We start from the raw sequence: 26,168 nt of genomic DNA, 5'->3' as shown, positions 1-26,168 counted from the left end.
TTGTCAGATAATCTAAACAAATATTCTAAAGTTTAGGTTTAGTGATGAAACGTCTACTTATTGAAATAATAATTATTATTGGTGCCATGTATTGGATGATCAGCCATGGCTGGGTTTATTCTGCCCTGGTCTTTTCTGCTGTTTGGTTTCTCATATTGGGATATGGGCATTATTCTCTAAGCAAAGAACTTGTAGCGGCTGCAAAAGATCGAAATCAGTATGCTCGTGCTTACCATGCTACTCAAATGTTGCTGGGAAACATTCGTTATAGGATTCAGAATGCTGAACATGTTGATGTCGACGAGCTCATAACTATTGCCAATGAAAAAATGGATGGGGCAAAAAAGATAAATGCCTATCATTTCCTAGAGTTTGATGATGGAACTAAACTGCCTTACTGGGAGCCGAGTGATAGCGAGCGTGGGAAGCATATTTTAGCTACGCTCAGGAATGCAGCGAGAGCAACTGATTCAATGCCTGATGGTGACATCTACTCAAATAGTATCATGGAAGTGTATTGGAAAATATCTTCAGAACTTGGAGAGCGTTAGGTCATTTAGCTCTCGCTAACCCACTGTATTTCCCCTGAACCTTTTAATGCTCCTTGCATAAAGGCAGGGATTGTTTTGACTCGGATTTTTAGCCGGGTAACACTACCAATCTGCTCGCTTTGAAGGCTACCTTCCTGGTGGCCTTTTTTATTTTCAGGACAGCGGGAATCATCTGCGACGAGCTTTGTTGATAAACCAGCCCGACGGTCCTGATCCTTTCACACACACAGCACCCCGTTAACCCGGAGGTGAAACCATGGCTAAACATATGCAAGACAAAGAGAGCATTGCCGGGATTACCTGGCTCGCTCTGCTGATCATTGCGGGGTGGGGCGGGCTGGTCCGATTCCTGATTGATGTGAAGCAGGGCAAAGCAAAATGGAGCTGGATAAATGCTCTGGCGCAAATTGTGGTTTCTGGATTTACCGGGGTTATCGGTGGGTTAGTTAGCATCGAGAGCGGCCTAAGTATTTACATGATTCTGGCGACTGCTGGTATCAGCGGTGCAATGGGCTCTGTCGCCCTTACGTATTTCTGGGAGCGTATTACAGGAGTGAAAGCACAATGACAGCAGACCAGATCATTGAAGCCATTCTCGGCAAAGAGGGGGGTTACGTTAATAACCCGAATGATAAAGGTGGCCCTACTCGCTGGGGTATCACGCAGAACACAGCGCGTGCATACGGTTACAAAGGCGATATGAAAGAGCTCCCTCGGGAAACTGCGAAAGAAATCTATATGCAGCAGTATTGGCTGGAACCCAAATTTGACAAGATCGCCGAATTGTCACCATCAATCGCAGAAGAGTTATGCGATACCGGCGTCAACATGGGGCCGCGTGTTTCCACAACGTTCCTGCAGCGTTGGCTGACGGCACTGAACCAACGCGGCAAACTGTATCCCGACCTGAAACCGGATGGCGTCATTGGGAACATCACAATCGCCGCGCTGCGCAGTTACCTCGCCGTCCGGGGTAGCGCAGGGGTCACGGTGATACTGAAAGGGTTGAACTGCAGTCAGGGCGCACGGTATCTCGAACTTGCGGAAGCGCGGGAAGCCAATGAAGAATTTCTCTTCGGGTGGGTGAAGGAGAGAGTAAACCTATGAAGCTAATTATCTTCTTCCTGCTTGCGCTGGTGGCTGTTTTAACGTTGTTGCTGTTAAAAAAGTATACCCGGCTTGAGTTTGTGGGACATGCTCGCCTGTTACTTAGAACTTGGTCTGTTCGTCTGGGAGCTGCTGGCGCGCTGGTCGGTGTATGGGCGCAGTCGTTCCCGGATGCAGCACTTCATGCATGGGCAATGCTGCCGCCGGATATCAAAAACATCCTTCCGCCAAATATCGTTGCACTAATTAGCCCTGCGCTGGTAGTGCTGGCGGTGCTCTCACAATACGTACGCCAGCCGGCATTGAAAGATAAGGCCGACGAACAGAAGGAGCCGCAGCAATGAGTTTTGAAATTATTGCTGGGCTGGCGGCCCTCATCCTGGGTGCTATCGCTGGTGCATTCGGTATTGGCCATGCTCGCGGTACCAACAAAGCAGAAGCGAAAGCCGAACAGCAACGCGCCGAAGAGAACGCCACCGCCAGCGTTGCCGCGGCTGAACGGAAAGAGGAAGCCACCAGAGAGGCCAGCAATGTACAGCAGACTGTTAGCCATATGCCTGATGACGATGTTGATCGGGAGCTGCGCGAAAAGTTTACCCGCCCCGGTGGTGGTTGATACGGCCTGCAACTGGGTACGAATTATCTACCTGACCGACCACGATATCGCTGTGCTGGATAAGCAGACCAAGCGCGACATCCTGACGCACAACAAATCGGTGCTGGCCAACTGCCAGAGCATTACCCCTACTCATTGAGTTAAATAAATGGCCTCATCCTTGAGGTCCACGGGTAAGTAAACGCAAGGTCTTTTATGTAATGGCTCTTTTAGCCTAGGAGCCAGCTCAGAAACAACAAGCGTAAGCGGTACATATTTATGATTTTTTTTCTGCTGCTTATCCACAACCTACCGAAGAGTCTAAGAAATGATTGCAACCATAGGAACCATTATCGTTTGGGCGCTCATTGTTGTGGGTGGAGTTATTGGGATTCTGTGCGCGTTTATCGGTCTTATGTTCCTCATTAACTTCCCCATTCGCTAACCCCACTAAGGGATAACGCCAACAATATTCCTATCAAAGGATAAAACATGACTCCATTAATTCTTACCGCAGAGCAAATCAAAGCTCTGGCAGACTTCGCCGAACAGGATGGTCAACCCGCTTATACGATCACTCAGGCCTGCATCCCCGAATTTGAAGCTGATGACGGCAGCACTGTGCCGGGTTATGAGGGCATTGTCGCCTACTCCGAGTCAGAAGAGCACGGTGTACTTCAGTTGGAAGATTAAGCATTACAGAAACCTCTCCTCGGATGAGGACCCCAATGTCTACTATTAATAGGTGTTCTCATCTACACGTGAAGGCTGTACCTTGATAATGTTGATTATCATTTACGATATTGGTGTTGTTATGAAAAAGGGATTTATCGGTACGATCTTCCTGTGTGGTATGCTTCTGGGGTGTGTCAGCCCCGTTAAAAACCCGCATCCAAAGCTGCTATATTCTCCGAGCCCAGCATATCCATATTACGCACTAGCTAACAGAATTGAAGGAGATGTGACGGTTAGATATAACGTAGGAGTTGATGGGAAGATATCAAAGGTTTGGATTCTAAAATCAGAACCTCAGCACCTCTTCGACTCTGCAGTCATTGCGGCAATGGCTCAATGGCGTTATGAAATCAATAAACCGGTTCAAGGCTTAACAAAAAAAATATATTTTAAAATCAAAGCTCCGTCCGAGTAAGCCAGAGAGCTGAGCGTTGAGACTTCCTTTATTAATACTGAATTCGTTGTCATCACAAAGGCCACCTACGGGTGGTTTTTTATGGCATTACAGAAGTCATTCCATAGAGTGGCTTTGATAATGATGTGCTGAAAAAAAATCCCGCCCGGAGAGGATAGTTCCAGACGGGTAACCAAGACGGTCGGGATATGACTCTTTCAATAGCTTAACACTCGGGCGGAATTATCCGCAGCATGAATGTTATTCAGCAATAATATAAATTTATGATATTCATGAAACTTAGACCCTGGCGCATGGTGCTAACTACATATGGTTTTGACTTGACATGCATAATTGGTGCGAAGTAGTTTTCTGCACTAAATAATTGCAAGCTAAAAGAATATTAAACTTAACCTAAAAGAAGCTAGGAAAGGCCGGTATTTTTAATACTGGCCACAATGAGGTTGAAGGGAAGCTATTGCAAATATTGCTTCTGCTCAGGCTCTACGTTTTGAGTAGAAAGACTGATAATCACCTTAAAGATATCTTCATATGCATCGTTCATTTTATCAGCAGTTTTCTCTGTGATATCGCTCGCTGAAGAAAGTTCAATGCCTTGCATTAACTTCACACTTGAAAGTATGGTTAGTGCGCGAAGAACAACTTCCTTTTGTTCCTTAGGCAAAGTTTGAACGATAAAAGCGATTGCGTTTCTTAGTGCAAGTATCTGTGCATGAGTTTCATAGAATTGGTCATTCATTTTGTATTACCTGAACTGTTGAGTGTAGTAATTTGACTGTATCAGGTAGAAGTAATATCCGCTACCCGATGATCAGTATAATGCAACGTACAGAGAAGTAGGTCGCTTATCCTAAAATGGTTAAATCACTTGTTTAAAGTGTCTACATAATATTACGCTTTACTCTAACATTTGTGATAAGGTCAGATGATATAAGGAGCAATCACATGATGCATGTGACGAAGTTTTGAACTAGGGAAGGCCTGGTCTGTAAAGTTAGGGGCAAACGTGACTATTCATAGTGATTTGGAAGCTTACCTATTCCTTCTTCTCAGCATGTGGCCGGTATTGATAGTCGTTTGTGTTGGGATGGCGTTGGCGTTTAATGGCGTCCTTATGCGTAAAACAGCAATACTGTTCATGATACTAGCAATCAGTATTGGTTTATTGGGCTGGCTTTATGCCTGATAGTATAAATTTCACACTTCAAATCCATTGGTAGCGCATGGGTAAGCCCATGTGTTATGGCCGTATTGCGGCCATTTTAATGGTAATTGCTGCTGTTATTTTACAGAAACGTGTCAGTAATATTGCTATTCAGGCAAAAAAAAGCCCTGCTACATATGGGGGAACAGGGCGCGATGAAATGTCAATTATGAATAAATCCAACTATTATTCTGACTGGTAAAAGTATCACAACTTTCTCCCAAGTCGATGCAATAAATACTTCCTTCCATATATCCGGAGTTTAATTTTTCATTTTGCCTACGCTGCAGGATTTTATTTGTACTAATAACATATGATAGTAACCTTTATCCATATTAATTATAGAGGTAAGGCATATCAGAAATTACACCTGCAGAACAAATCCGCCTGACTATCATCAGGAAAGTTAATTACGACACCGCCGCGGCGAAACTGGCCATTGACTGGGTTGGCGATAGCTATCTCAAAGCTGAGCTGTTCGCAGACTCTTTCGATCGCGTTTACACGGAAAGTGAGATTGTTTCGAAAACCCACAAGGCGATTCAGGAAGCAACCGAAGTGCTGGCGCTGTTTGATACCGCGACTGAACTGTCCAGTTAAGGAACTCATTACAAAGGCCGCCAGCTATCTGGTGGCTTTTTTAATGGCTTCAACCACAGGAAAAGACCATGGCAAAACCGGACTGGGGCGAGCTTCAGCAACGGTTCCTGTCCGATCATGCCGCAACCGGCGTATCACCGAAGGATTGGTGTGAAGCGCAGGGACTGAATTACGCTACTGCCCGCCGATATATCAAGAAACCCACTGCGCAAACTGCGCAAAAACCTGCGCAGAAGAAATTGCGCACTGCGCAAAAGGAAAAGTGCGCAGAAGAGCTGGTGGATAGCAAACTGAGTCCAAAGGTAAAGCGCTTCATTGCCGAATACCTCAAGGACAATAACGCCACTGCCGCCGCAGAGCGAGCGGGTTATAGCGACCCAAACTATGGCCGTCAGCTTCTAACGAATCCTAACGTTACGCAGGCCATTGCGCAGCAGCAGAAAGCATCCATCGTGCGCACGCTTGGCAGCGCAGATGAAGTGCTTGAGCAGATGTGGCGGCTGGCAACGTTCGACGCCAACCAGCTATCACAGTATCGCCGCGGGAGCTGCCGCTACTGCTGGGGCTTCGGTCATCAGTATCAATGGCGTGATGCCGTGGAGTACGAAGAGAAGCGACTCGAAGCGCTTGAGCGAAAACGTCGCGAGCCTTTGGATGATGGCGGCTACGGTTACGACCACACCAGCGCACCTAACCCGGAATGCCCCCGCTGCAATGGCGATGGCATAGGTCAGCCTTTCTTCGCCGATACGCGCAAGCTGGCGCCGGATGCTGCGCTTGCCTATTCCGGTGTGAAGCTTGGTAAGAATGGCGTTGAGATAACCGCCATCAGCCGTGAGCGCATGTACGAGGCGGTGATGAAACGTCTCGGCCTGGCTGACAGTGAGTTTGCCCAGCGCCTGCAGCAGATAGAAATTGAGCGCCGGCAGCTGGAGATAGACAAACTTCGCAAAGAACTCGCCACTGACCCGGAGGATGACGAACCAACGCCAGTTGCAATCAATATCAACGTAGTCGATGCGCGAGTGAGGGTAGAGGATGGCGATAGCTCCGACGCTTAACGTTCCCCAGGCTCGTTTTCTGGCTATGCAGCAGAAGTTTAAAGCCTATGTGGCTGGCTTTGGATCCGGTAAGACGTGGGTTGGCTGCGGTGGAATATGCAAATGGTTCTGGGAGTTCCCCAAAATAAACCAGGGCTACTTTGCCCCTACCTATCCTCAGATCCGCGATATTTTCTATCCCACGGTGGAAGAAGTTGCTCATGACTGGGGACTGAAAGTCAAAATCGTTGAGAGCAACAAAGAGGTCCATTTCTACAGTGGCCGCCAGTACCGCGGCACGACAATTTGTCGTTCGATGGAAAAGCCGGACACGATAGTCGGCTTTAAAATCGGCAATGCGCTGGTGGATGAGCTCGACGTTCTGAAAGCGGATAAGGCGCGTCAGGCGTGGCGAAAAATAATCGCGCGTATGCGTTATAAGGTTGATGGTCTGCGTAACGGCATTGACGTGACCACCACACCTGAAGGATTTAAGTTCGTCTATAACCAGTTTGTTAAGGCTGTGAGGGAAAAACCTGAACTGAGGCCGATGTATGGTCTGGTACAGGCTTCGACATTCGACAACGAAAAGAACCTGCCGGATGACTATATTCCTTCGCTCCTGGCAAGTTACCCGCCGGAATTGATAAAGGCATATCTGAACGGCCAGTTTACTAACCTGACCAGTGGCACCATTTATCACCAGTTCGACAGATTGCTGAACAACTCCAGCGAAGAAGAGCAGCCGGGTGAAGCGCTCTATATTGGGATGGACTTCAACGTCGGGAAGATGGCCGGTATCGTACATGTATTGCGGCTCGGCTTACCGCACGCGGTAACCGAGATTATCAACGCTTACGATACGCCAGACATGATACGCATCATCAAGGAGCGTTTCTGGCTGTATGCCGACGGAGACTACCGCAAGGTCCGCGAGATTTATATTTATCCGGATGCCTCTGGTGATTCCAGGAAGTCAAACAACGCCAGCAAAACAGATATTGAGCAACTCAGACAGGCCGGATTTAACGTCATCGTTGATGACGCAAACCCGCCAGTAAAGGACCGCATCAACTCCATGAACGCCATGTTCTGCAATGGCAATGGCGATCGCCGATACAAGGTGAATGTGGCTCGCTGCCCGGTCTATGCCGACTGCCTGGAACAACAGGTGTGGGATAAAAACGGCGAGCCGGATAAAAAGAGCGATAACGATCACCCCAACGATGGCGCTGGTTACTTCATTGTGAAGCAATTCCCAATCGTTCGACCTGCATTCTCTATTTCACTGGACACGACATTCTGATGGCCAATAACGATATTACTTACGTTCGCCCTGAGGTCAGGGCGGCGATGCCCGTGTGGAAAAAAATTCGTGACGTGTGCAAAGGGGCTGATGCTGTAAAGGCCGCCGGGAATGAATATCTCCCTTTTCTGGATCCGTCCGATAAGTCTGCACGCAACAAAAAGCGCAATGCCGATTACATTCAGCGCGCCGTTTTCTACGCGATAACTGGCAATACAAAGGTGGGGTTACTGGGGCTGGCATTCCGAAAAGACCCGACCATGACCGCGCCGGATAAGCTGAATTATCTTCGTGATAACGCCGATGGTGCTGGTGCAAGCATTTATCAGCAGTCCCAGCAGGTTACAGAAAATATTCTGGAGGCCGCGCGCGAGGGGCTTTATACGGATTATGCAGCAGAGACCAAAGAGGCGATCATTCTTCGCTATCAGGCGGAAAGCATCATTAACTGGCGCACCAAACGCATCAATGGACGTGATCAACTGGTGCTGGTGGTTTTACGCGAATGCATGGAAAAGGAAGATGGTTTTGCGTACGAGGATGAAATCCAGTATCGCGAACTGGCTCTGGAGAACGGAAAGTTTGTCTGCCGGGTATGGCGAAAGTCAGCTGACGCAGGCTCTTTTTCCGTCACTTCCGAGTATCAGCCGAAGCCAAAAGGTGAGGAATTCTGGGATGAAATTCCCTTTACCTTTGTTGGTGCGCAGAATAACGATCCCACCATCGATGAGTCGCCTTTAGCTGCCCTTGTTGAAATCAACCTTGGTCATTATCGTAATTCGGCAGATTACGAAGACAGCGTATTTTTCTGCGGTCAGGTGCAGCCGGTGATTTCAGGTCTTGATACAGCTTGGCGTGACTGGCTGCAGGATAAGGGAATTCGTGTCGGTTCTCGGTCTCCTTTCCTGCTGCCGAAGGAGGGGAGTTTTACGTATGCTCAGGCGCAACCAAATACCCTGGCTAAAGAGGCGATGGACAGTAAGCGTGATTATTCTGTTCAGCTTGGCGCCCGGCTTATCGAGCAAAACAGCGCGGTTAAAACCGCCACGCAATCGAGCGGAGAACAAACCGCATCCACATCGGTGCTGGGCATTTGCGTTTCCAACGTCTCGGAGGCCTACACGCTGGCGCTCGGCTGGTGCGCCAGGTATCTCGGCATTAAAGGCGAGGAATACCGTTACAGCATTAATCAGGAGTTTATTGCCAAAGTCGCTGAATCCGGCATGGTAACGGCAATCGTCAATGCCTGGCAGTCCGGTGCGATCCGCGACACGGATATGGTCAGAGCGTTGCAGAGGCTTGACCTGATAGATCCCGCTGATGACCCTGAAACTGTCATTGACGCTATTCGTAACGGCGCACCTAACCTGATTGGTGGCAATAATGGCAACGGCGAATGACAAGCTGCAGGATGAATCCGTAGCCCACGCTATATGGGTGAGTCGCTACAGTACCGGCGTTGCCAACAGGATGATAAAAGTCCTGAATGACAGCGACGCCGAACTTACCGCAAGGTTGCTGGTGGCTATTGATACGCTGGACGCTGAGAGCTTTACCGTTTCGCGTCTGGAAGCGTTACTGGTAAGCGTCAGGGCGATAAACAAGGATGCGATTCAGTCGATGTATGCAGCTCTTACTGCCGAGCTGCAGGAACTGGCGAAGCACGAAGCCACTTTTCAGATGAGCCTCTTCCAGTTTGCTATTCCCGACGATGTTCTTGCTCTTCATCCGCTGGTTGGCATCTCCCCGGATGCAGTTTATGCCGCGGCGATGGCGCGTCCATTCCAGGGACGTTTGCTGAGTGAATGGGCCAGCAACCTCGAAGCTGATCGGATGGCGCGGATATCCAATACGGTGCGGCAGGGATTCCTGCTGGGCGATACGCAGGAGCAAATCGCAAAAAAGGTCCGTGGCCATGCTAATCGTGGTTACCAGGATGGTGCGCTGCAGATGAGCCGGGCCAATGCAGCCAGCATTGCAAAAACGTCAGTAGGGCATCTTGCATCGACAGCCAGACAAAGCTTTGCGTCGGCGAACGACGACATTCTGAAAGGTAAGCAGTGGTTATCTACTTTGGATAACCGGACATCAAAGGATTGTCGGATCCGCGACCGACTCAAGTACACGCTGGATAACAAACCGATAGGGCACAAGGTGCCTTATTTGCAGGGACCGGGGAAAATCCACTTTTGCTGTCGGAGCACCGAAACTTACATCCTGAAATCGTCCGAGGAATTAGGTATTAAAGTCGGCGAAATCAAGGATAGCTCGCGCGCCAGCATGGATGGACAGTTTCCGGCTGACACGAATTACCAGGACTGGTTCTCCCGGCAGTCGTTCACGCGACAAGCTGAGATTGTCGGAGAAACGCGCGCCAGGCTGATTCGTGATGGCGGCATGTCTCCCGATGAGTTCTACAACGACAGAGGCGAGTGGCTGACGCTGGACCAGTTGCGCTCAAAGGATGATAAGGCATTCAGAAACGCCAGGCTTTAACCAACATTTCTTATTCAATCAGGCTGCCTTCGGGCGGCCTTTTTTATTGGGCCAGGCCCACAGTAACTATCCCAAGGGGACAACATGCTTATTCGTAACATGCTCATTAAATATTATTCGGCAGCTGGTGGTGAAGGTGGTGATGGCGGTGGATCCGGTAGTGGTGCGCCCGAGATTACGCCGGAAATCCAAAAGCTGATCGATGAGCAGGTCAGTGCTCAGGTTTCAGGCCTGAAAAATAAAAATAGTGAGTTACTCGGTAAGCTCAAAGAGTCCACTGAGTCGCTAAAGCGTTTTGATGGTATCGATCCTGATGCGGTGAAAACCATTCTCCAGCGTTTCTCTGATGATGAAGAGGCGCAACTGATCGCCGCCGGGAAAATTGACGAGGTACTGGATAAACGCACTGAGCGGCTACGTGCTGATGTTGATAAGCAAATCAAAGCCGCTAATGAACGCGCTGAAAAGGCGGAAGCGTTCTCCAACAAATTCCGTGATCGTGTCCTGGGTGATGCTATCCGCAGCGCAGCGCTTAAGGCTGGCGCGCTGCCAGAAGCATCCGACGATCTGATTCTACGTGCTAAAGGCACTTTCCAGCTCAACGACGAAGGCGAGGCCGTAGCAGTTGATGCAAATGGCGATGTTCTGTTCGGTAAAGACGGCAAAACTCCGCTCACCCCTGTTGAGTGGGCTGAATCTCTGAAAGAGACGGCCCCGCACCTGTACCCACGCGCTGAAGGCTCCGGGGCTGGTGGTCACAAGCCAGGTGGCGGCGGCGGAAGCCTCAAACGTTCAGAAATGAGCTCAAGCGATAAAGCGGACTACATCCGCAAACATGGCCAGCAGGCCTATCTCAAATTGCCTAAGTAAGGACTAATCAATGCCTACGACCGTAAACAGTGACCTGATTATCTATGACGACCTCGCGCAGACTGCGTTTCTTGAGCGTCGCCAGGATAATCTGGAAGTCTTCAACGCCGCCTCAAATGGCGCAATCATTCTTGATAACGAACTGATCGAGGGTGATTTCCGTATACGTACCTTCTATAAAGTTGGCGGCTCGATTGAGTCGCGCGACGTTAACTCCACCAGCACTGTAGACGGGAAAAAAATCGGTGCCGGTGAGTCAGTCAGCGTTAAGGCGCCGTGGAAATACGGCCCGTACGAAACCACTGAAGAAGCGTTTAAACGTCGTGGTCGCGATGTAAGCGAATTCTCCGAGGTGATCGGCGTCGACGTTGCTGATGCAACGCTTGAAGGTTATATCAAGTATGCACTTCAGGGACTTGTGGCAGCCATTGGCGCAAATGCTGATATGACTGTTTCAGCGGATATTGCCACTGATGGTAAGAAAACCCTGACCCGCGGCCTGCGTAAATACGGCGATAAGTTTAACCGTGTTGCGCTGTTCGTTATGCATTCCACGACCTATTTCGACATCGTTGATCAGTCTATTGACAACAAGATCTACGAAGAAGCGGGCGTGGTGGTTTATGGCGGACAGCCAGGTACGCTCGGTAAGCCTGTACTGGTTACCGACACCATGCCAGTTGATGCGATTTTGGGGCTGGTGGCCGGCGCGGTTTCCGTAACGGAATCACAGGCTCCGGGTTTCCGTTCTTACGACATCAACAATCAGGAAAACCTTGCCATCGGCTATCGCGCTGAGGGTACGGTTAACGTTGAGCTGCTGGGTTACAGCTGGGATGAAACGAAGGGCGCTAACCCTGATCTGACCAAAATCGGCACTGGTGCGAACTGGAAAAAACATTTCACCAGTAACAAATCCACTGCAGGCGTACTGATCAAGCTGGAAGCTCCGGCGGGGGAGTAACCCTGTCAGTGGATAAAACTTCCGCAACTGCTGACAGTACCGACGCGGTGACCGTTTCGCTCAAGTACACCAGAAATGGTGCAGGAGTCTCCGGGGCATCTGTAGCGTGGACGTCTACAGGCGGCACACTCAGTGCTTCGACGTCACAGACAGGGTCTGCTGGTGGCTCGACGGTGAAACTCACCTCTGCTACGGCCGGTTCCTTCACGGTGACGGCTACCGTTGACGGCGTGGTGAAAACAACTGAAGCGATCGCGTTCACTGCTCCAGCGGGTGGTTAACTGACGGGGCGAAAGCCCCGTTTCTTTTGGTGAGGCTCCGATGACCGTTTATATAACAATCCAGGACGTTGACGAGTTGCTGGGGGATACCTGGGCTGCCGCCGACAAAAAGGCTAAAGCCGTGCTCCAGGCAAACACCTGGATGACGGCGCTTAACCTTCAGGATATCGACCTGGAGCATATTCCTGAAGAAGTTAAGCAAGCCGGAGCGTTTATCGCTTCCGTAGCCGCTGCAGGCAATCTTTATCAGCAAAAAACAGATTCCGGGGTTGTGACGAGCAGAAGCGTCGAAGCCGATGATGTGAAGGTTTCCCGCACTTTTGCTGAGCTCTCAACCACCAGCACGGAATTACTCGATCCTGATTTGCAACTGGCGCTGGATATGCTCAAACCGTGGATGCTTAACCCGTTCCAGACGTTCTTTGTGAGGGCGTGATATGTCCGATTTGAAAGTGGTCCCATTTCAAAAGTCCAGCCATCACGACATCGATAATGATCAGGTAATTCGCTTACTGAAACAGGCTCTGAAGCGTGCTGAAAATGGCGGTTGCCACAGCGTCGCAGTGATACTGCTTGATGATGAGGGTAACGCGATTGATTGCTGGCATAACGGCGGACGTCCTTATGTGATGGTTGGCGCTATGGAGTCGCTTAAAACCGACTTTATCCATGCTCATATTGAGCGGCGGTAAGGGGGAAACATGCAAAAGCCAGATGTACATTATGCCGGCGACGGGCTCGGTCCTCGCGATGTGTTTGTGAATGGAAACCCGATCAGACATGTTGTTTACGCAAACCCGGAAAGGGGCGTTGTTGAGTTTGTTCCGCTCCCGCTGCGGGTTAAGCGCAACGACGAAATTTATACCCGAAAACTTCACGGTACGGTGATCGTTAAACCTCAGCAGCGTAGTGGTGGGTGCAATGGGAATTCGTGACGAACTACAAACCGAAGTCGCCGCGGCATTCGATACTGACCTGCAGGATGCTGTTAAGGATTTCACTGGAACATACACCGTTCGAGGTGACTGGGACCCGGTTACGGAAACCGGCACTGAAACGCAGGTGACTTACTCGGGGCGCGGAGTGCTGGCGCGCTATAAACTCCGCCGCATCGATGGCGTTAACATCCTTCATGGTGATGTGAAACTCACCGCCCTGGTTAATGAGGTCACCGACAAGCCAGCGGTTGAGCACATTATCACGGCTCCTGACCCGATTACTGGCGTACTCCAGCGCTACGAGGTCATCACCGCTTCAGCCGACTCTGCTGGTGCTGCGTACTCCATTCAACTGCGGAGGGCGTGATATGGCTAAGGGCTGGAACATTGACCCGGCAGCATTCGCCGGGCTGGTGGAGGACGATGTGAGGTTACGGCAGAGAACTATCGCCATTCAGCTGCTGAATGAAATCGTTCAGCGATCGCCTGTAGGTAACCCGGAACTGTGGGCCATCAACGCCACTGCGGTTCAGTACAACAAAGCGGTAGGTGAATGGAACGAATCTCTTTATGCCGATCCTGCCAACCTGACAAAGACAGGCCGTCTCAGAAAGAAAGCACGTGTTAACGATGGCATGGATATCCGGCGTCCGGCTGAGTATCGCGCTGGAACTTTCCGGGCGTCACATTTTGTCAGCATCGGCAAACCGGATCATTCAATACCATCCGAGCCTGACCCGCGCGGAACAATGACATTCCTCAACGGGAAAAATATCATCAATCAGGCGCCGGCCTACTCGGTGATTTACATTCAGTCAAATCTCCCTTACTCCGTACCGCTGGAGAATGGCCACTCTACACAAGCGCCGACAGGCGTCTATGCCGTCTCATTTAATGGTGTGATTCAGGCCTACAAATGACCCTCATAGAAATAAGAAACGTTGTCATCAGACGAATGACGACGCAGACCGCTATTGCCCAGGATGCGGTGGACTACCCAAACGGTCCTGTATTCGATCCCAGCGGTCGAAAAATCTGGGCGCGTCTTACTGACATCCCCGGACAAGCAGGTGCTAACGAAATTGGAGCGGGGCCGACTGTCCACCGAACAGGGGTTCTCATCATCCAGCTTTTCGTCCCTGTTGGTTCAGGCACTCTGCAGCTGACTCAGGCCGCCGACAAATTAACGCAGCTCTTCGAGTTTCAGGACGACGGAGCGCTGAGTTATTTCGCCGTATCCGCCATCCCGGCAGGTGAAACCGATGGCTGGTCACAACTCAATCTTCAAATCCCTTATCGCGCTCTGTAGCGCACAATCAACAGGAGGCTCCTGTGAGTTCAGGCGCAAAAGTAGTAACCGCGTTTATTCGCGAAACCACACCGGGAGAGACACCCTCTGCTGGTGTCTGGAACCTGTTACGCCGTTCGTCGTTCGGGCTGATGCCCACGCAGAACACCAATGATAACGATGAAATCGGCGGTGACCGTATGGCGCAGGGCGTTTCCCGTGGCACGATTGATGTCGGCGGTGATGTCGGCACCAAATTTCGCTGGAATCAGCATGATGATTTTCTGGCGAGCTGTTTCGGAGCGGATTGGCTCGATAATGTGCTGACGATGGGCAACAACCGCATTACTTTTTCAGTTTCTTCATACGCTGATGACGTAGGGATCGCACAGATTGCCCGCGGTTGCCAGGTTGCCACTTTCCAGATTGAAATCCCGAATGATGGCGACATCACTGCGACCATTACCTTCGCCGGGCTTGACTGGGAAACCAAAGCCGACGATACCAGCTATTTTACTAACCCGGTGGATGGTGCTGGCGCGCTGCGCTATTCGTTTAAGGAAGTGACAGGCCTGAGTCTGAACGGGGTGGCGGGTGGCGCCGGCTTCTGTGTGGATACGTTTAATATCCAGTTTGATAACAACATGCAGACTCAGCGTTGTATCGGTACCGGCTCAGCATTTGCTGGCGCAAACATTCCGACGACCTTTACACCGTCAGGCCAGATCACGCTGTCATGGTCCAAGGCGGCCTGGGAGATTTATAAAAAAACCTTCACCGGCGAAACGGTGCCGTTTACCTTCACGCTGGAGAACGCCGAAGGCGCTTATACCTTCAGCTTCCCTGAAGTGCAGATTTCTGGCGACTGGCCGGACGCCGGGAATACTGACATCGTACAGGTTCAGCTAGATATCACGGCCGCCAATACGCCGCCAACTATTACCCGCGCGCCAAAAGTACCGGCGACGGCAATCAGTGTTGCGCCAGCCACTTCAAATGGCGCAGTCGGTTCTACGGTGACATTAACTGCCACGCTTACGCCTGCTGATTCAACAGATATCGTCCAGTGGACGTCATCTGAGCCTGCGATTGCCAGCGTAGTTTCTACCGGGCAAAAAACGGCGAAAGTGACCCGTAATGCTGCCGGGAACGCCACGATCACCGGGAAGGCTCGCACCTTTACAGCAACGTCTGAAATCACTGTCACCGCACCTTAATTTCCCTGACCCGTTCCGCAGAACATCGCGGTTCGGGCTTTTTATGGAGTCTGTATGCTGATTATTTCTTCTCAACTTGATCTGAGTGGCGAGCGTTGGTTTTTCCCTTTTAAAAAGCCTGATGGCCGTAAAAAGAAATTCACACCTGAAGAAGGCGCACTGTTTAAACTCCGCCTGTTGGTGGCCAGCAGCGAGAATCCACAGTACCGCTCACGTAATGCGCTGGTGCGGCGCCATATCGACAAAATGGACGCGAGCTATCAGGTCGGTACCGACGCTTTCGATCTCGCCAGCGTGGGTGACATTGACTCAATTGATGACCTGCTCATCGATAACTGTGCGCGCTTCCTTTTGAAAGACTGGGAGGGAGTCGGTGAGCTGGTGGATGGTATTGAGAAGGCTGTAGCGTATACGCCAGAACTTGGCGTCGCGTTACTGAAGCAGAACCCTGCGTTGTATTGGCTGATTCTGGCAGAGGCTGCGAACATAGCTCAGGGTAAGGAGCAGCAGACTCAGGAAACCGTAAAAAAGCCCTAGAGGCGCAGGCGTGGCTAAAGGAGTTCGGGGGCGAAAGGGGAGATAAGGCTAAATGGCGCCGGGAGCAATTGAACCTTCCGCCGATTCCTGAGCCAGAAATTGATGCAGTAACAGGGGAGATCCTCAATGCCTATGCCATGATATCGCGCAGCAGAAAATATGCTGGCATGGCCGGAGTACCGCTCCCTTTATCCCTGAATGATATTGAGCTATATCTGGCATCGCGCACCATCCTGATTGACCGCTCCGAGTTTGACGCCGCTATCCTGGCGCTCGACGATGCGTGGCGTGATGTGTGGGCCGAAGAGCAGAAAAGACAAGAAAAAGTGAAGTAGTCATATCATTGTCTGCTCATATCCATGTGTTAGGATGTTTCCGATTGTAATCATAGGAAGCATAAAATGAAGAAACTAATGATGGTAATAGCTGGGATGTTTGTTATTTCTGGATGCGCTACTAAGCAGTATCCGCAAGCTCCATCCGTTACGAGCGAAGAGTCTGCTGCGTTAGATTGCGCGGCAATTAAGCAGGAGATAGCTAAAACTCACAGTATTCAGAACGAAATCGAAACTACAGGTCAGTTTGATGGGCGTACCGTATTGGGAGCTTTGGGAGATTTCGGTATCGGTAATGGTATGGCCAAAAGTGAAGCGCGTAAAAAGGCGCAGGCACGTCTTCAGCAGCTTGAATCTCTTAAAACAGTTAAGTGTTCAGATAGCAAAGTCTCAGGTTAATTCTGGCTGCCATTGTCTCTGTTTCAATAATCGCCACAATTATCATATATCGACAGTAATTGTTTATTAAAAATCTAACCTCGCCCCGGCGGGGTTTTTTATTGCCCGGAGATCGCTAAATGACAGAACAAACCTCCCGCCTTGCCATTGTTATTGATAGCTCCGGAGCAGAGAAACAGGCCGATAATCTCGCAACTGCACTGGTAAAAATGACTCAGGCTGGAGACCGTGCTGCTTCGAGCGCTGGCAAGGTGACAAAGGCTACGGACGAAGAAAAGCAGGCTCTATCTGAACTTCTCGATCGTATTGACCCGGTGAATGCTGCCCTGAATAAGCTGGACAAACAACAACAGGATTTGGCGAAATTCAAATCGAAAGGGATGGTAGATACAGATACATTTGAGCTTTATTCAAAGCGAATTGAAGAGACTCGCAACAAATTAACCGGTTTTCGTGACGACTTGAAAAAAACTGGGCAGTCTGCCGCCCAGACAGCTTTTGCAATGCGCATGATCCCCGCTCAGATGACGGATATTGTAGTCGGGCTCTCTACAGGCCAGTCCCCTTTTATGGTGCTTATGCAGCAGGGAGGGCAGTTAAAAGATATGTTCGGTGGAATTATTCCTGCGATTAAAGGTGTATCCACCTACGTAATGGGGTTGGTAAATCCATATACAGTAGCTGCGGGGGCAGTAGGCCTCCTTACTTATGCTGTTTATCAAAATCGGCTGGAGATTGAAGCAGCAACGAAAATTGCTACAACATCGCTTGGCGCTAATGGTGATGCAGCCGAACGTCTCGCGCTTAACATGGTTGCGATATCCGATAAGACGGGGTTGGCGATTAATGAAGTTGGCAATATGTTTATTACGACAAATGACGGTGCCAGCGAGGCAGTCAATAAATTAATTGATGTCGGATATAGTTACGATGAAGCACGACAAAAAGTTTCTCAATATAAGGATTCAGCTAATTTTACGGCTCTGAATGCTGATATTGACATGCATCGTCGAGAGATACTGAAAATTGGCGACTCCTGGACGGCAGCGGCAATAAAGGTCAAAAACTATTACACAGCTGCCGACAAGGGTAAGCAGAATGTTGCCCTTGGTGGTGCAATAGACCCAACAATGAGATTTATCGGACAGGCCATCGACCTGCAATCAACGATGAATGTTCTGACTATTGAGGGTAATAAAGCTGTTGCAGAGTCTGTTGATTGGATTAATAAGGAGTATTTGGCGGCTGACAGAGTCGCTGGCGCAGAAGCAAGGCTAAAGGAAGCGAGGGCGCAATCAAGAAAAATAGCTTTCTCAGGGAACAAAGAGGCGATTGAACAAGCTAATGCGCTCATTGCCGTTCGTGAAAAGGAATTGAATCAGGCCAAAAATCAGGGAAATGAAAAACCTAAGAAAGAGATAAAAGGTAAAACATTTACAGAGGACGCAGCGACTCGGCTTCTTGACCAGATACATCAGCAGACTGCCGCGATGCAGTCACAATTGGATGCCAGCGATAAACTTAATAGCTCTACGCAGGCACGGGTTAAGTTCGAGCAGCAGATCGCAGACCTCAAGTCTAAAACTCAGCTAACCGCCGACCAGAAGTCGATTCTTTCCCGTTCTGACGAAATATTGCAGGCTTATAAGCAGCAGGAGGCTTTGCAGAGTTCAGTTAAGACGCTGGATGACTACAGGAAAATGCAGGAGCAAATTGCACCAAAGGAATTGCGCCAAAATGAGACGCTGCAAAAACGTCTAGAAATTCTTCAAAAGATGGTTGAGCTGAAGAAACTGACGCCGGAGGCTGCAGGGAAGCAGGCGATCGACCTGATTGGTAAATCAGTGCTGCCTGATTCCGTTATATCAGGCGTGAACAAGGCCGGCGGTACGCTGACGTCTGGAGCAACCAATAGCGACCTATCAGGTCAGGGATTGAAAATGATAGGGCTGCAAATTGATCCGCAACTGGAGGTTATCGAAAAGCTGAAGCAAGCCCAGACTGATTATGCTACCTGGCTGAACCAGCAACAACAGGCGATCACACAAAATACTTTACTGAATGAGCAGCAGAAGCAGCAGCAACTGCTGGCCCTCCAACAGCAAGGGCAACAGAACCAACTGGCACTAAGCACCGCAGTTAATGCCGCACAGATGCAATCAGCGCAAAACTCTTTCTCCGGTATCACTGATGCTATGGGGGCGATGTTCGGAGAGCAATCCGTGATGTATAAAGCGGCATTTGTTACGCAGAAAGCTTTTGCACTTGCTCAGGCAGCTGTTCAATTGCCAATGGCAATGGCCCAGGCGCTTTCAAGCCAGCCATTTCCATACAATCTGGCAGCGATGGCTACTGTTGCAGGCCTCATGGCTACCATAACGTCCAGCATCTCCAGCGCTGCCGCCGTCGGCTTTGCTTCTGGTGGATATACTGGATCAGGCGGAAAGTATCAGCCGGCAGGTATTGTCCATAAAGGGGAATATGTCTTCGATCAGGAGTCTACAAATCGAATCGGCGTGTCGCAGCTTGAGGCGTTACGGAACGGCAATCCGCTTGATGCGACATTGGGGCGTTCGGGGTTTGGGACTGGCGTTCAGAACGTTAGCAGCGATAACAGCCGGCGAACCACTGTTCATGCGCCGATTACCCAAGAGTTTAACCTTCAAGGAGTCACCCCTGAGCAACTTAATTCTACGCTCAACCAGAATAACAGACAGCTTTCCAGGCAGTTGAAAAGGGAGCTTACGAAGGAGGTCATGATGCCGCAGGGCGATTTTGGCCGCGCTTTAAAGAGTCGCTACGTGAGGGGGTATAAGGAATAACATGGCAGATATCCTCTACCCACACGACTATCTCCCAATGCCACTGCAGGAAGGCTATGGGTTCCAGCCAGTCAGTCCTTTGAAACGAACTCAACTCACCACAGGCCGGGCGAGACAACGCAGGGCGTATACCTCGACTCCCACGGAAGCGACTGTGTCCTGGTTTATGGAGAGCGATGTTCAGGGGCTAACGTTTGAATCGTGGTACCGCGATGCGCTCTCTGATGGTGCGGCCTGGTTCATGATGAAGTTGCAAACCCCCGCAGGCATAAAATTCTACAAATGTCGTTTTACGGATATCTATCAGGGTCCAGTGCTGGTGGCTCCCGTCTACTGGCGGTATTCGGCGACGCTGGAGTTATGGGAGCGTCCACTATTGCCTCCGCCGTGGGGTAACTACCCCGAGTGGATCGCAGGTAGTTCACTGCTTGATATCGCATTAAACAGGGAGTGGCCAAAGCATGACGGTGCTTAACCGGCTTTATGCCAGTAGCGGATCGGAAGTCATCATTGAAACGCTGCAAATCAATATCGGTTCGACGGTGCATTATTTCTGCAAGGGCTACGACGATATAACAGCGACGACCGAAAATGGCGCTGTTATAACCTTTTCAGCCGCAGCTATCGATATCGCCATCCCAGCCAGAAACAGCGACGGTACACAGGATTTAAAGTTCGCTGTCAGCAACATAAAAGGGGAGGCGAGTACAGCGATTCGTGATGCCCTGGCAGCGAGGCAAGATGGCTCTATGACTTACAGGCAATATGTTTCAACGGACCTTAACGCTCCGGCTACCGTGCCGTATGCGCTCGCTATCAAATCGGGATCCTGGACAGCGCTGCAGGCACAAATCACAGCCGGCTATATGAACGTTCTCGATACAGCCTGGCCGAGATTCCGTTACACCCTTAATGAGTATCCTGGCCTCCGTTACATGAGTTGAGGTTTCTCCATGTTTGAACCTGATAAATACCTTTCGGTCACCTGGCTGAAGGGCGGTCGCTCTTTTCCCAAACTCGACTGTTTTGGCATCGTAAATGAGATACGCCGAGATCTTGGGCTATCTGAATGGCCTGACTTTGCAGGTGTGACCAAAGACGGCGGCGGCCTTGATAAAGAAGCCAGAAAAATGATGTTGCAGCTTGAGCGTTGTGAGCCCTGCGTCGGCGCTGGCGTGGCGTGTTATTCGGGAACAATGGTTACCCATGTGGGGGTTGTTGTCGAGCTGAACGGGTTGCTGCAGGTGGCTGAATGTAACCCCGGCTCGAACGTTTCTTTTATGCCGGTCTGGAAATTTAAACGGCGATTTATCAAGGTGGAATTCTGGCGATGACGATACGTATTTATCCCTCCAGGCTACCCGGCGAACCACTGGAAACCCATCATCATGCGCGCATAACCCTGCATGAGTGGATGCAAAGGAACGTTGAAAATTATGATCCCGGAATGCCACAGCCAATCAGCGTTGAGATTGATGGCGTGCCCGTAGCATCAGATGAATGGTCTCGGTGCGAACTGGTACCAGATACTGACGTGAAGATTTACCCCGTTCCTTACGCAGCAGGCTTTGCTATAGCGGCTCTGGTCGTAACGGTAGCCGCTGCGGCATATTCTATCTACATGATGAATAACCTCGACTCAGGGGGATATGGTTCATCAACAGGGAAGTCTCTGGACTTAAACCCGGCAAAATCTAACACGGCTAAATTGGGTGATCCTATCCGGGAGTTGTTTGGCCGTGCGCGGGTTTATCCGGATTATGTTGTTCAGCCGGTCAGTCGTTTTAACCCTGATGATCCAACCAGAATGACGGTTGAAATGATGATTTGTGTGAGCCGCGGGAATGTTGCTTTTACAAAAGGTGATATCAGGATTGGCTCAACGCCTGTTTCGGCTCTTGGCGGTTCATTTTCTTATACGCTTTATCCGCCAGGAGCTAATGTTGCTGGCGATCGTCGCAGCGAAAACTGGTTTAACTCCACCGAGGTGGGCGGAACGTCCAGCGGCAGTGGCCTTGATATGGCGCAGACGGCGCCGGATTCCTCTGATGTTACCGCCGACAGCATGACCGTTTCAGGATCGTCGGTTTCGTTCACCGGGCTGAGTGATGGTGATGATGATAATTCACTACCAGAGTCCTGGGTGGAAGGTACGCTGGTGACTATCATCGCACCGACCAACTACCTGATCTCTTCTTCATCGGGTTACAGCGTCCTGTTCAGTGACACGCTGACTGAGATTAATCCCTATGCCGGCATGCCCGTTACGCTGGAAATTAACGGGGCAGAATATGAGCTCTTCATCGCTACGTTCACGCCAAAGCAGGATGCTGTTCCGGGAGTGGGGGGAGCGGCAGCTTCATTGCGCGGCAGTGCATCCCCAACAACCTATGATTTTTCGACCAGCAGCCAGACGTTTACCCTGACCTGGCAGGCGACTACTTACACCGTCTCGCTTATTGCCAACTACGGCAATATGTCTGGCCTGCTGGCGGCAATCAATGAAGCGATCGCCGGGTCGAACCTGGTCGCTCAGGATGATGGCGGGGTAGTTCGCATCGTTGAGAAGTCCAGTCCGTGGCTGGGCGGCAGTATTACCGCCTCATCACTTCCTGTTTCCGTATTTGGGGACAGCCCGGTATTCACCGATGGGACCGCATCCAGCGGCGGCAGTCCGGCAATAACCGCCAATGTCACCCTTGCTTATGGCAGTGCTGGCGGTGCAGCATTTTCCGGCGTTCCTGAAGGGACACAGCGGCTGTCGCTGGCGCACCGTGGTAATGAATATCGTATCGCCTCAGCAGACGGTACGACCGCAACGGTTCAGCGTATGGTGAATGGTGCCATTGATGCAACCTGGCCTGGCTTTTCACCCAGGACAATGATCGATTACCAGGCGACAGGGATTAACGACAGCAATACGTGGATGGGGCCATTTCTGGCTTGTCCTGATAATGAGGTGGTTGATGCGTTTGAGGTCAACGTTTTTTTCCCAAGTGGGTTATGTGGATTTGATAACAAAGGGAAAAAACGTGTCCGTCATACCGGGGTGGATATTCAGTACCGGACCTATGGAAGTGGCGGCGGCTGGCAGACTGCATCATTCCAGTATGAAAACAAAAACGTTAATGCCCTGGGTTATACGCACAGAATCACGCTAAGCACTCCTGCGTTGGTTGAAGTCAGGATGCGCCGCCAGAATGAGCAGGGCAGCAATAATGCGCGTGACTCGATGTACTGGCAGTCGTTGCGTGGCCGTTTGCTTAACCGTCCTGCCTCTTACGCTGGCGTTACGCTAATGGGCGCCACGGTCGAGACAGGTGGGAAACTGGCGGCGCAGTCTGATCGGCGCGTTAACGTTGTGGCCACGCGTATTTATGATACCGGCGCCCCACGTAAGATATCGAGCGCGCTGTTTCATGTCGGTAATTCTCTCGGGCTGGCGATGGACACTGAGGCCATTAACACCCTCGAGGCAACCTACTGGACCCCGAAAAATGAGTATTTCGACTTCGCGACAGGCGACAGTGTCTCCGCGCTGGAAATGCTGCAGAAGATCACCACGGCGGGGAAATCGTACTTCCTGCTGAGTGACGGGCTCGCATCTGTAGGCAGGGAAGGGATTAAGAACTGGTCCGGTATTATCAGCCCGCATGAAATGACTGAAGAGTTACAGACCACCTTCTCAGCGCCGTCCTCCGATGATTACGATGGTGTGGATGTCACTTATATCAATGGCACGACGTGGTCAGAAGAGACCGTACAGTGCCGCACGCCGGACAACCCCACACCGAGGAAAATTGAGAGTTATACCCTCGATGGGGTGCTTGACCCGAACCGCGCCTATCAAATCGGCATGCGCCGCCTGATGAAATACCTATATCAGCGGCTGGGGCATAACACGACAACAGAACTGGATGCGCTGGTCTATCAGTATGGCGATCGCATTCTGCTGACGGATGACATTCCGGGTAATAAAACGGTAAGTAGTCTGGTTATGGATATGGCCACATCTGGCGGTCAAACGGTATTTACCGTCTCCGAGCCGCTGGACTGGTCCTTTGAAAACCCGCGCGCAATTCTGCGTTACCAGGATGGTTCTGCCTCCGGGCTGCTGGTGGCCACCTTTGTCGGGGATTATCAGTTGTCCGTTCCGTGGCAGGCTGCTTTTGATGAAATTCTGCTGGACGATCCGAGCATTGAGCCACCACGGCTGGTGTTCTGCAGCTCAACGCGCAGTGTTTATGACGCCATTTTTGAGGAGATAGCCCCGCAGGCAGACGGAACCTGCCAGGTGACGACCAGACAGTACAGCGACATTTTCTACCAGTACGACGACGCCATCTACCCAGGCAGCGTCTCTTAAAACCAAAAATTTCCCCGATTAACTTTCTTTCGCTCAAACCCTCGTTTGGGCGAACGCCTATTTTTGGAGCAAAAAATATGGCCTTTAATCCGCCGCTGGGATCGACCAACGCCGATGTTTTTATGGGCAACGTTCAACGTCTGGATGAACTGGTGAACGGCCCCGCCGCCGACGTTCCCGATCGTGCAGGTGACCCGCTTTTTTCGTGGCGGGGCATTCATCAGAGCCTTATTCCTCTGAGCCGCCAGTATATGACGCTGGCTGACGCGCAGGCGGATATTGCCAATATTCCTGAAGGATCGACCACGTATTACCGCAGCCCTGATGATAGCGCGCTGGCTATTGAAGTCATCAATAACGGCGGGATGCTGGAGGCGACCGGGCGCCGAATGCCATCACAGGTTTATATCGACTCACTCCTGAGCATTATTCAGCAAATGCAGAATCAGTCACTCTATCGAGACGGTGTGGCGGGGTTTTCATTTCCGGTCATCTCAGCTGATAAACGTGTTATCGGATTTAAAAACGACGGCGGCGTATATGTGGCAGACGTTGAAATTCCCGGCACAGATAAAATACCTCCGCGCGACGGGCCGCAATATATTTCCGTTGTTAAATCGAAAAATGACGGGCGTGTAGGTATCGGATTCAATCCAAAAAACGGCTTAACATTCGCTCTGCTTGATGATGATTCTGTGGGATATATCGCTGGCCGGATCGGCGGCGGTGGAACCATCCCTGATATCCGCGGGCAATGGGGGGCGCGTGTATTTAATCCCCGACACTATATCGGCGACGAATACAACACAGCTTCTGTCCTGGACAAAGGTTCTCGCACTTTCGACGCTCGCCAGTTATCTGAAGGCGCGCAGGATACGCTTGTTATGGCCGCGCCACTGGCTTCGGCAATCCGTATTGCATTAGTTTACGGGCAGTCAAACGCAGGACTTGGGGGGAGCACTGGGCGGCTTGTGAATCTGCCGCCGTGGGCGTTTTCCACCTGGGGCTTCGCTGGCGTGAATGGTTCGAGTCAGCAGGGCACTGTTCATATGTCTGCAGCATCGCTCACCGACTTTGTACCGGCGCTGGACTACTCTGCTGCACAGTCACCGGCGATCTGCTCTGCATACGGAATCACGCAGCGTAACGCAGAACTTGGGCGCGATGACCCCGGCTATATTGCCGCAACAGCGTGGCACGGTAGTCAGCCAATCAGCTCATTTTACCCAAATGCACAGTCAGGCTACTGGAACTATGAAAACGCAGTGACGTTCCTGCAACGTGCCGTAGAGATTGCTGCGGAGTATGGCCGATCTGCGGTGCTTGACGTTATGCAGTGGATTCAAGGCGAAGCGGGGCCAACAGGTCGCGATAACTACGCCACTCAGCTGAATGACCTTTTCAACACTATTCTACCCGGGTACAAAGCCGCGACGGGGCAGGCTAATGATGTACTGGTGGCTATCTGGCAAACGAACATGTCGAAAGCCGCAAGCGGCGAGAACTACGCATCGCAAGGTCAGTGGGACGTAGCGAACAGCCGCGCAGATAGTTTCCTGGCTGGGCCGATGTACCAGTTTAAGCTCGGTGACGAACCGGGTACTGGTCCCAGCACTGTTCACACAGGGCCAGAGGGCAGGTTGATGCTGGGTGAGACCTATGCGGACGTTTACTCCAGCATCGTTGATAAAGGGGCGTGGAAACCGGTACAGCCGGTGTCTGCGGTTCTATCCGGAAATATTGTCGATATCACTTTTGAAGGTACGCCTTTCGAGGCATTTGGCGCAAAACTGTCAATCGATAGCGACTGGGTACCCGATACGCCAAACCTCGGATTTACGTTCCCCGGCGCGACCATCACAGCCGTTGAAATAACCGGCTCTAAAACCGTTCGCCTGACGCTTTCGGCAGCTCCGGGAGCAAGCAACAGAACCCTACGCTACGCCATTGACGCATTCGACGATGTGACCTACTCGCCGACACGCCGCGGCAACCTCATGGTCGAAACTGACCGAAAATCCTGGTGGAACTCGCAGGGAGTGAATATCCCGCGCAACGTTCGCCACTACGCTATTCGTTTTGAAATCACTGTTACGGAGTAA

At 50.9% G+C, this 26,168-nt stretch carries 34 protein-coding genes; 33 read left to right on the top strand and 1 reads right to left on the bottom strand.

Annotation, left to right across the window (positions count from 1 at the left end; translation table 11 throughout):
* Positions 1-44 precede the first annotated feature (44 nt).
* The 8 genes from AC2CGP_RS03630 to AC2CGP_RS03595 all read left to right on the top strand — a co-directional run bounded on the left by AC2CGP_RS03630 (position 45) and on the right by AC2CGP_RS03595 (position 3,403).
* The gene (locus tag AC2CGP_RS03630) at positions 45-551 is read left to right on the top strand and encodes a hypothetical protein (protein ID WP_396264602.1); all 507 of its coding nucleotides are present in this window, start codon (positions 45-47) and stop codon (positions 549-551) included.
* Between the two features lie 268 nt (positions 552-819).
* Entirely contained in the window at positions 820-1,119 is a 300-nt protein-coding gene (locus AC2CGP_RS03625; RefSeq protein WP_127175772.1) for a phage holin family protein, read from the top strand.
* Positions 1,116-1,658, top strand: a complete 543-nt coding sequence (locus AC2CGP_RS03620) for a glycoside hydrolase family 108 protein (protein ID WP_484502272.1) — start codon at positions 1,116-1,118, stop codon at positions 1,656-1,658. The genes AC2CGP_RS03625 and AC2CGP_RS03620 overlap by 4 nt, the downstream gene beginning before the upstream one ends.
* Positions 1,655-2,002 (top strand): DUF7940 domain-containing protein, encoded by a 348-nt coding sequence (locus tag AC2CGP_RS03615; RefSeq protein ID WP_032712241.1) that lies wholly within the window; start codon positions 1,655-1,657, stop codon positions 2,000-2,002. The genes AC2CGP_RS03620 and AC2CGP_RS03615 overlap by 4 nt, the downstream gene beginning before the upstream one ends.
* Positions 1,999-2,274, top strand: coding sequence for a hypothetical protein (locus AC2CGP_RS03610; protein WP_484502271.1), 276 nt, complete (start codon positions 1,999-2,001; stop codon positions 2,272-2,274). Before AC2CGP_RS03615 ends, AC2CGP_RS03610 begins: the two co-directional genes overlap by 4 nt.
* Positions 2,225-2,413 (top strand): hypothetical protein, encoded by a 189-nt coding sequence (locus tag AC2CGP_RS03605; protein ID WP_484502270.1) that lies wholly within the window; start codon positions 2,225-2,227, stop codon positions 2,411-2,413. Before AC2CGP_RS03610 ends, AC2CGP_RS03605 begins: the two co-directional genes overlap by 50 nt.
* A gap of 332 nt (positions 2,414-2,745) precedes the next feature.
* A complete protein-coding gene (locus AC2CGP_RS03600) occupies positions 2,746-2,946 on the top strand; it encodes a hypothetical protein (RefSeq protein WP_048230975.1) in 201 nt (66 codons plus the stop codon).
* A gap of 88 nt (positions 2,947-3,034) precedes the next feature.
* The gene (locus AC2CGP_RS03595; RefSeq protein ID WP_484502269.1) at positions 3,035-3,403 is read left to right on the top strand and encodes a TonB family protein; all 369 of its coding nucleotides are present in this window, start codon (positions 3,035-3,037) and stop codon (positions 3,401-3,403) included.
* 454 nt (positions 3,404-3,857) lie between these two features.
* On the opposite strand, the gene AC2CGP_RS03590 is transcribed toward AC2CGP_RS03595, so the two are convergent.
* Positions 3,858-4,142, bottom strand: coding sequence for a hypothetical protein (locus AC2CGP_RS03590; protein ID WP_047041390.1), 285 nt, complete (start codon positions 4,140-4,142; stop codon positions 3,858-3,860).
* 484 nt (positions 4,143-4,626) lie between these two features.
* On the opposite strand from AC2CGP_RS03590, the gene AC2CGP_RS03585 reads away from it, so the two are divergent.
* The 25 genes from AC2CGP_RS03585 (at position 4,627) to AC2CGP_RS03465 (ending at position 26,168) form a co-directional block, all read left to right on the top strand.
* Positions 4,627-4,809 (top strand): hypothetical protein, encoded by a 183-nt coding sequence (locus AC2CGP_RS03585; RefSeq protein WP_126003066.1) that lies wholly within the window; start codon positions 4,627-4,629, stop codon positions 4,807-4,809.
* 152 nt (positions 4,810-4,961) lie between these two features.
* Positions 4,962-5,207 (top strand): DUF2560 family protein, encoded by a 246-nt coding sequence (locus AC2CGP_RS03580; protein WP_213759800.1) that lies wholly within the window; start codon positions 4,962-4,964, stop codon positions 5,205-5,207.
* Between the two features lie 68 nt (positions 5,208-5,275).
* A complete protein-coding gene (locus AC2CGP_RS03575) occupies positions 5,276-6,268 on the top strand; it encodes a terminase small subunit (protein WP_213759765.1) in 993 nt (330 codons plus the stop codon).
* Positions 6,246-7,553, top strand: a complete 1,308-nt coding sequence (locus tag AC2CGP_RS03570) for a terminase large subunit domain-containing protein (protein ID WP_484502268.1) — start codon at positions 6,246-6,248, stop codon at positions 7,551-7,553. Before AC2CGP_RS03575 ends, AC2CGP_RS03570 begins: the two co-directional genes overlap by 23 nt.
* Positions 7,553-8,953 carry a DUF4055 domain-containing protein gene (locus tag AC2CGP_RS03565; RefSeq protein WP_142689031.1) on the top strand — a complete coding sequence of 467 codons (1,401 nt, stop codon included), beginning with the start codon at positions 7,553-7,555 and terminating at the stop codon, positions 8,951-8,953. Before AC2CGP_RS03570 ends, AC2CGP_RS03565 begins: the two co-directional genes overlap by 1 nt.
* Complete coding sequence (locus tag AC2CGP_RS03560; RefSeq protein WP_484502267.1) at positions 8,937-10,049, top strand: phage minor head protein; 1,113 nt, start codon at positions 8,937-8,939, stop codon at positions 10,047-10,049. The genes AC2CGP_RS03565 and AC2CGP_RS03560 overlap by 17 nt, the downstream gene beginning before the upstream one ends.
* An 84-nt stretch (positions 10,050-10,133) precedes the next feature.
* Positions 10,134-10,919, top strand: a complete 786-nt coding sequence (locus AC2CGP_RS03555; RefSeq protein ID WP_484502266.1) for a hypothetical protein — start codon at positions 10,134-10,136, stop codon at positions 10,917-10,919.
* Between the two features lie 10 nt (positions 10,920-10,929).
* Positions 10,930-11,883, top strand: a complete 954-nt coding sequence (locus AC2CGP_RS03550) for a major capsid protein (RefSeq protein ID WP_484502265.1) — start codon at positions 10,930-10,932, stop codon at positions 11,881-11,883.
* Positions 11,884-11,891: 8 nt separating this feature from the next.
* Entirely contained in the window at positions 11,892-12,164 is a 273-nt protein-coding gene (locus AC2CGP_RS03545) for an Ig-like domain-containing protein (RefSeq protein ID WP_151391665.1), read from the top strand.
* Between the two features lie 40 nt (positions 12,165-12,204).
* Positions 12,205-12,600: a hypothetical protein gene (locus tag AC2CGP_RS03540; RefSeq protein ID WP_047052256.1), complete on the top strand. Its 396-nt coding sequence runs from the start codon at positions 12,205-12,207 to the stop codon at positions 12,598-12,600.
* Position 12,601: 1 nt separating this feature from the next.
* Positions 12,602-12,856 carry a hypothetical protein gene (locus AC2CGP_RS03535; RefSeq protein WP_484502264.1) on the top strand — a complete coding sequence of 85 codons (255 nt, stop codon included), beginning with the start codon at positions 12,602-12,604 and terminating at the stop codon, positions 12,854-12,856.
* Positions 12,857-12,865: 9 nt separating this feature from the next.
* Positions 12,866-13,099 (top strand): hypothetical protein, encoded by a 234-nt coding sequence (locus AC2CGP_RS03530; RefSeq protein WP_484502263.1) that lies wholly within the window; start codon positions 12,866-12,868, stop codon positions 13,097-13,099.
* Entirely contained in the window at positions 13,086-13,469 is a 384-nt protein-coding gene (locus AC2CGP_RS03525) for a hypothetical protein (RefSeq protein WP_042896406.1), read from the top strand. The genes AC2CGP_RS03530 and AC2CGP_RS03525 overlap by 14 nt, the downstream gene beginning before the upstream one ends.
* A 1-nt stretch (position 13,470) precedes the next feature.
* Positions 13,471-14,022, top strand: a complete 552-nt coding sequence (locus AC2CGP_RS03520; protein WP_484502262.1) for a hypothetical protein — start codon at positions 13,471-13,473, stop codon at positions 14,020-14,022.
* A complete protein-coding gene (locus AC2CGP_RS03515; RefSeq protein ID WP_484502261.1) occupies positions 14,019-14,411 on the top strand; it encodes a phage tail terminator-like protein in 393 nt (130 codons plus the stop codon). Before AC2CGP_RS03520 ends, AC2CGP_RS03515 begins: the two co-directional genes overlap by 4 nt.
* Before the next feature lie 23 nt (positions 14,412-14,434).
* Positions 14,435-15,607 carry a phage tail tube protein gene (locus tag AC2CGP_RS03510; RefSeq protein WP_484502260.1) on the top strand — a complete coding sequence of 391 codons (1,173 nt, stop codon included), beginning with the start codon at positions 14,435-14,437 and terminating at the stop codon, positions 15,605-15,607.
* 54 nt (positions 15,608-15,661) lie between these two features.
* Entirely contained in the window at positions 15,662-16,144 is a 483-nt protein-coding gene (locus tag AC2CGP_RS03505) for a hypothetical protein (RefSeq protein ID WP_484502259.1), read from the top strand.
* A 68-nt stretch (positions 16,145-16,212) separates the two neighbouring features.
* The gene (locus AC2CGP_RS03500; RefSeq protein ID WP_484502258.1) at positions 16,213-16,479 is read left to right on the top strand and encodes a hypothetical protein; all 267 of its coding nucleotides are present in this window, start codon (positions 16,213-16,215) and stop codon (positions 16,477-16,479) included.
* 66 nt (positions 16,480-16,545) lie between these two features.
* Positions 16,546-16,878, top strand: a complete 333-nt coding sequence (locus tag AC2CGP_RS03495) for a lipoprotein (protein WP_032712205.1) — start codon at positions 16,546-16,548, stop codon at positions 16,876-16,878.
* Positions 16,879-16,997: 119 nt separating this feature from the next.
* Positions 16,998-19,700: a phage tail length tape measure family protein gene (locus AC2CGP_RS03490; protein WP_484502257.1), complete on the top strand. Its 2,703-nt coding sequence runs from the start codon at positions 16,998-17,000 to the stop codon at positions 19,698-19,700.
* Position 19,701: 1 nt separating this feature from the next.
* On the top strand, positions 19,702-20,175 hold the full coding sequence (locus AC2CGP_RS03485) for a hypothetical protein (RefSeq protein WP_484502256.1): 474 nt from the start codon (positions 19,702-19,704) through the stop codon (positions 20,173-20,175).
* On the top strand, positions 20,162-20,644 hold the full coding sequence (locus AC2CGP_RS03480; protein ID WP_484502255.1) for a DUF1833 family protein: 483 nt from the start codon (positions 20,162-20,164) through the stop codon (positions 20,642-20,644). Before AC2CGP_RS03485 ends, AC2CGP_RS03480 begins: the two co-directional genes overlap by 14 nt.
* 9 nt (positions 20,645-20,653) lie before the next feature.
* Positions 20,654-21,034, top strand: a complete 381-nt coding sequence (locus AC2CGP_RS03475) for a nitrite transporter (protein ID WP_484502254.1) — start codon at positions 20,654-20,656, stop codon at positions 21,032-21,034.
* Positions 21,031-24,066, top strand: coding sequence for a host specificity factor TipJ family phage tail protein (locus AC2CGP_RS03470; RefSeq protein ID WP_484502253.1), 3,036 nt, complete (start codon positions 21,031-21,033; stop codon positions 24,064-24,066). The genes AC2CGP_RS03475 and AC2CGP_RS03470 overlap by 4 nt, the downstream gene beginning before the upstream one ends.
* Positions 24,067-24,143: 77 nt before the next feature.
* Complete coding sequence (locus AC2CGP_RS03465) at positions 24,144-26,168, top strand: hypothetical protein (protein WP_484502252.1); 2,025 nt, start codon at positions 24,144-24,146, stop codon at positions 26,166-26,168.

It is taken from the genome of Klebsiella sp. SYXHC3, assembly GCF_057196925.1.
Note: the sequence above shows the minus strand (reverse complement) of the source record. Positions and strands in the feature narration are given on the sequence as shown.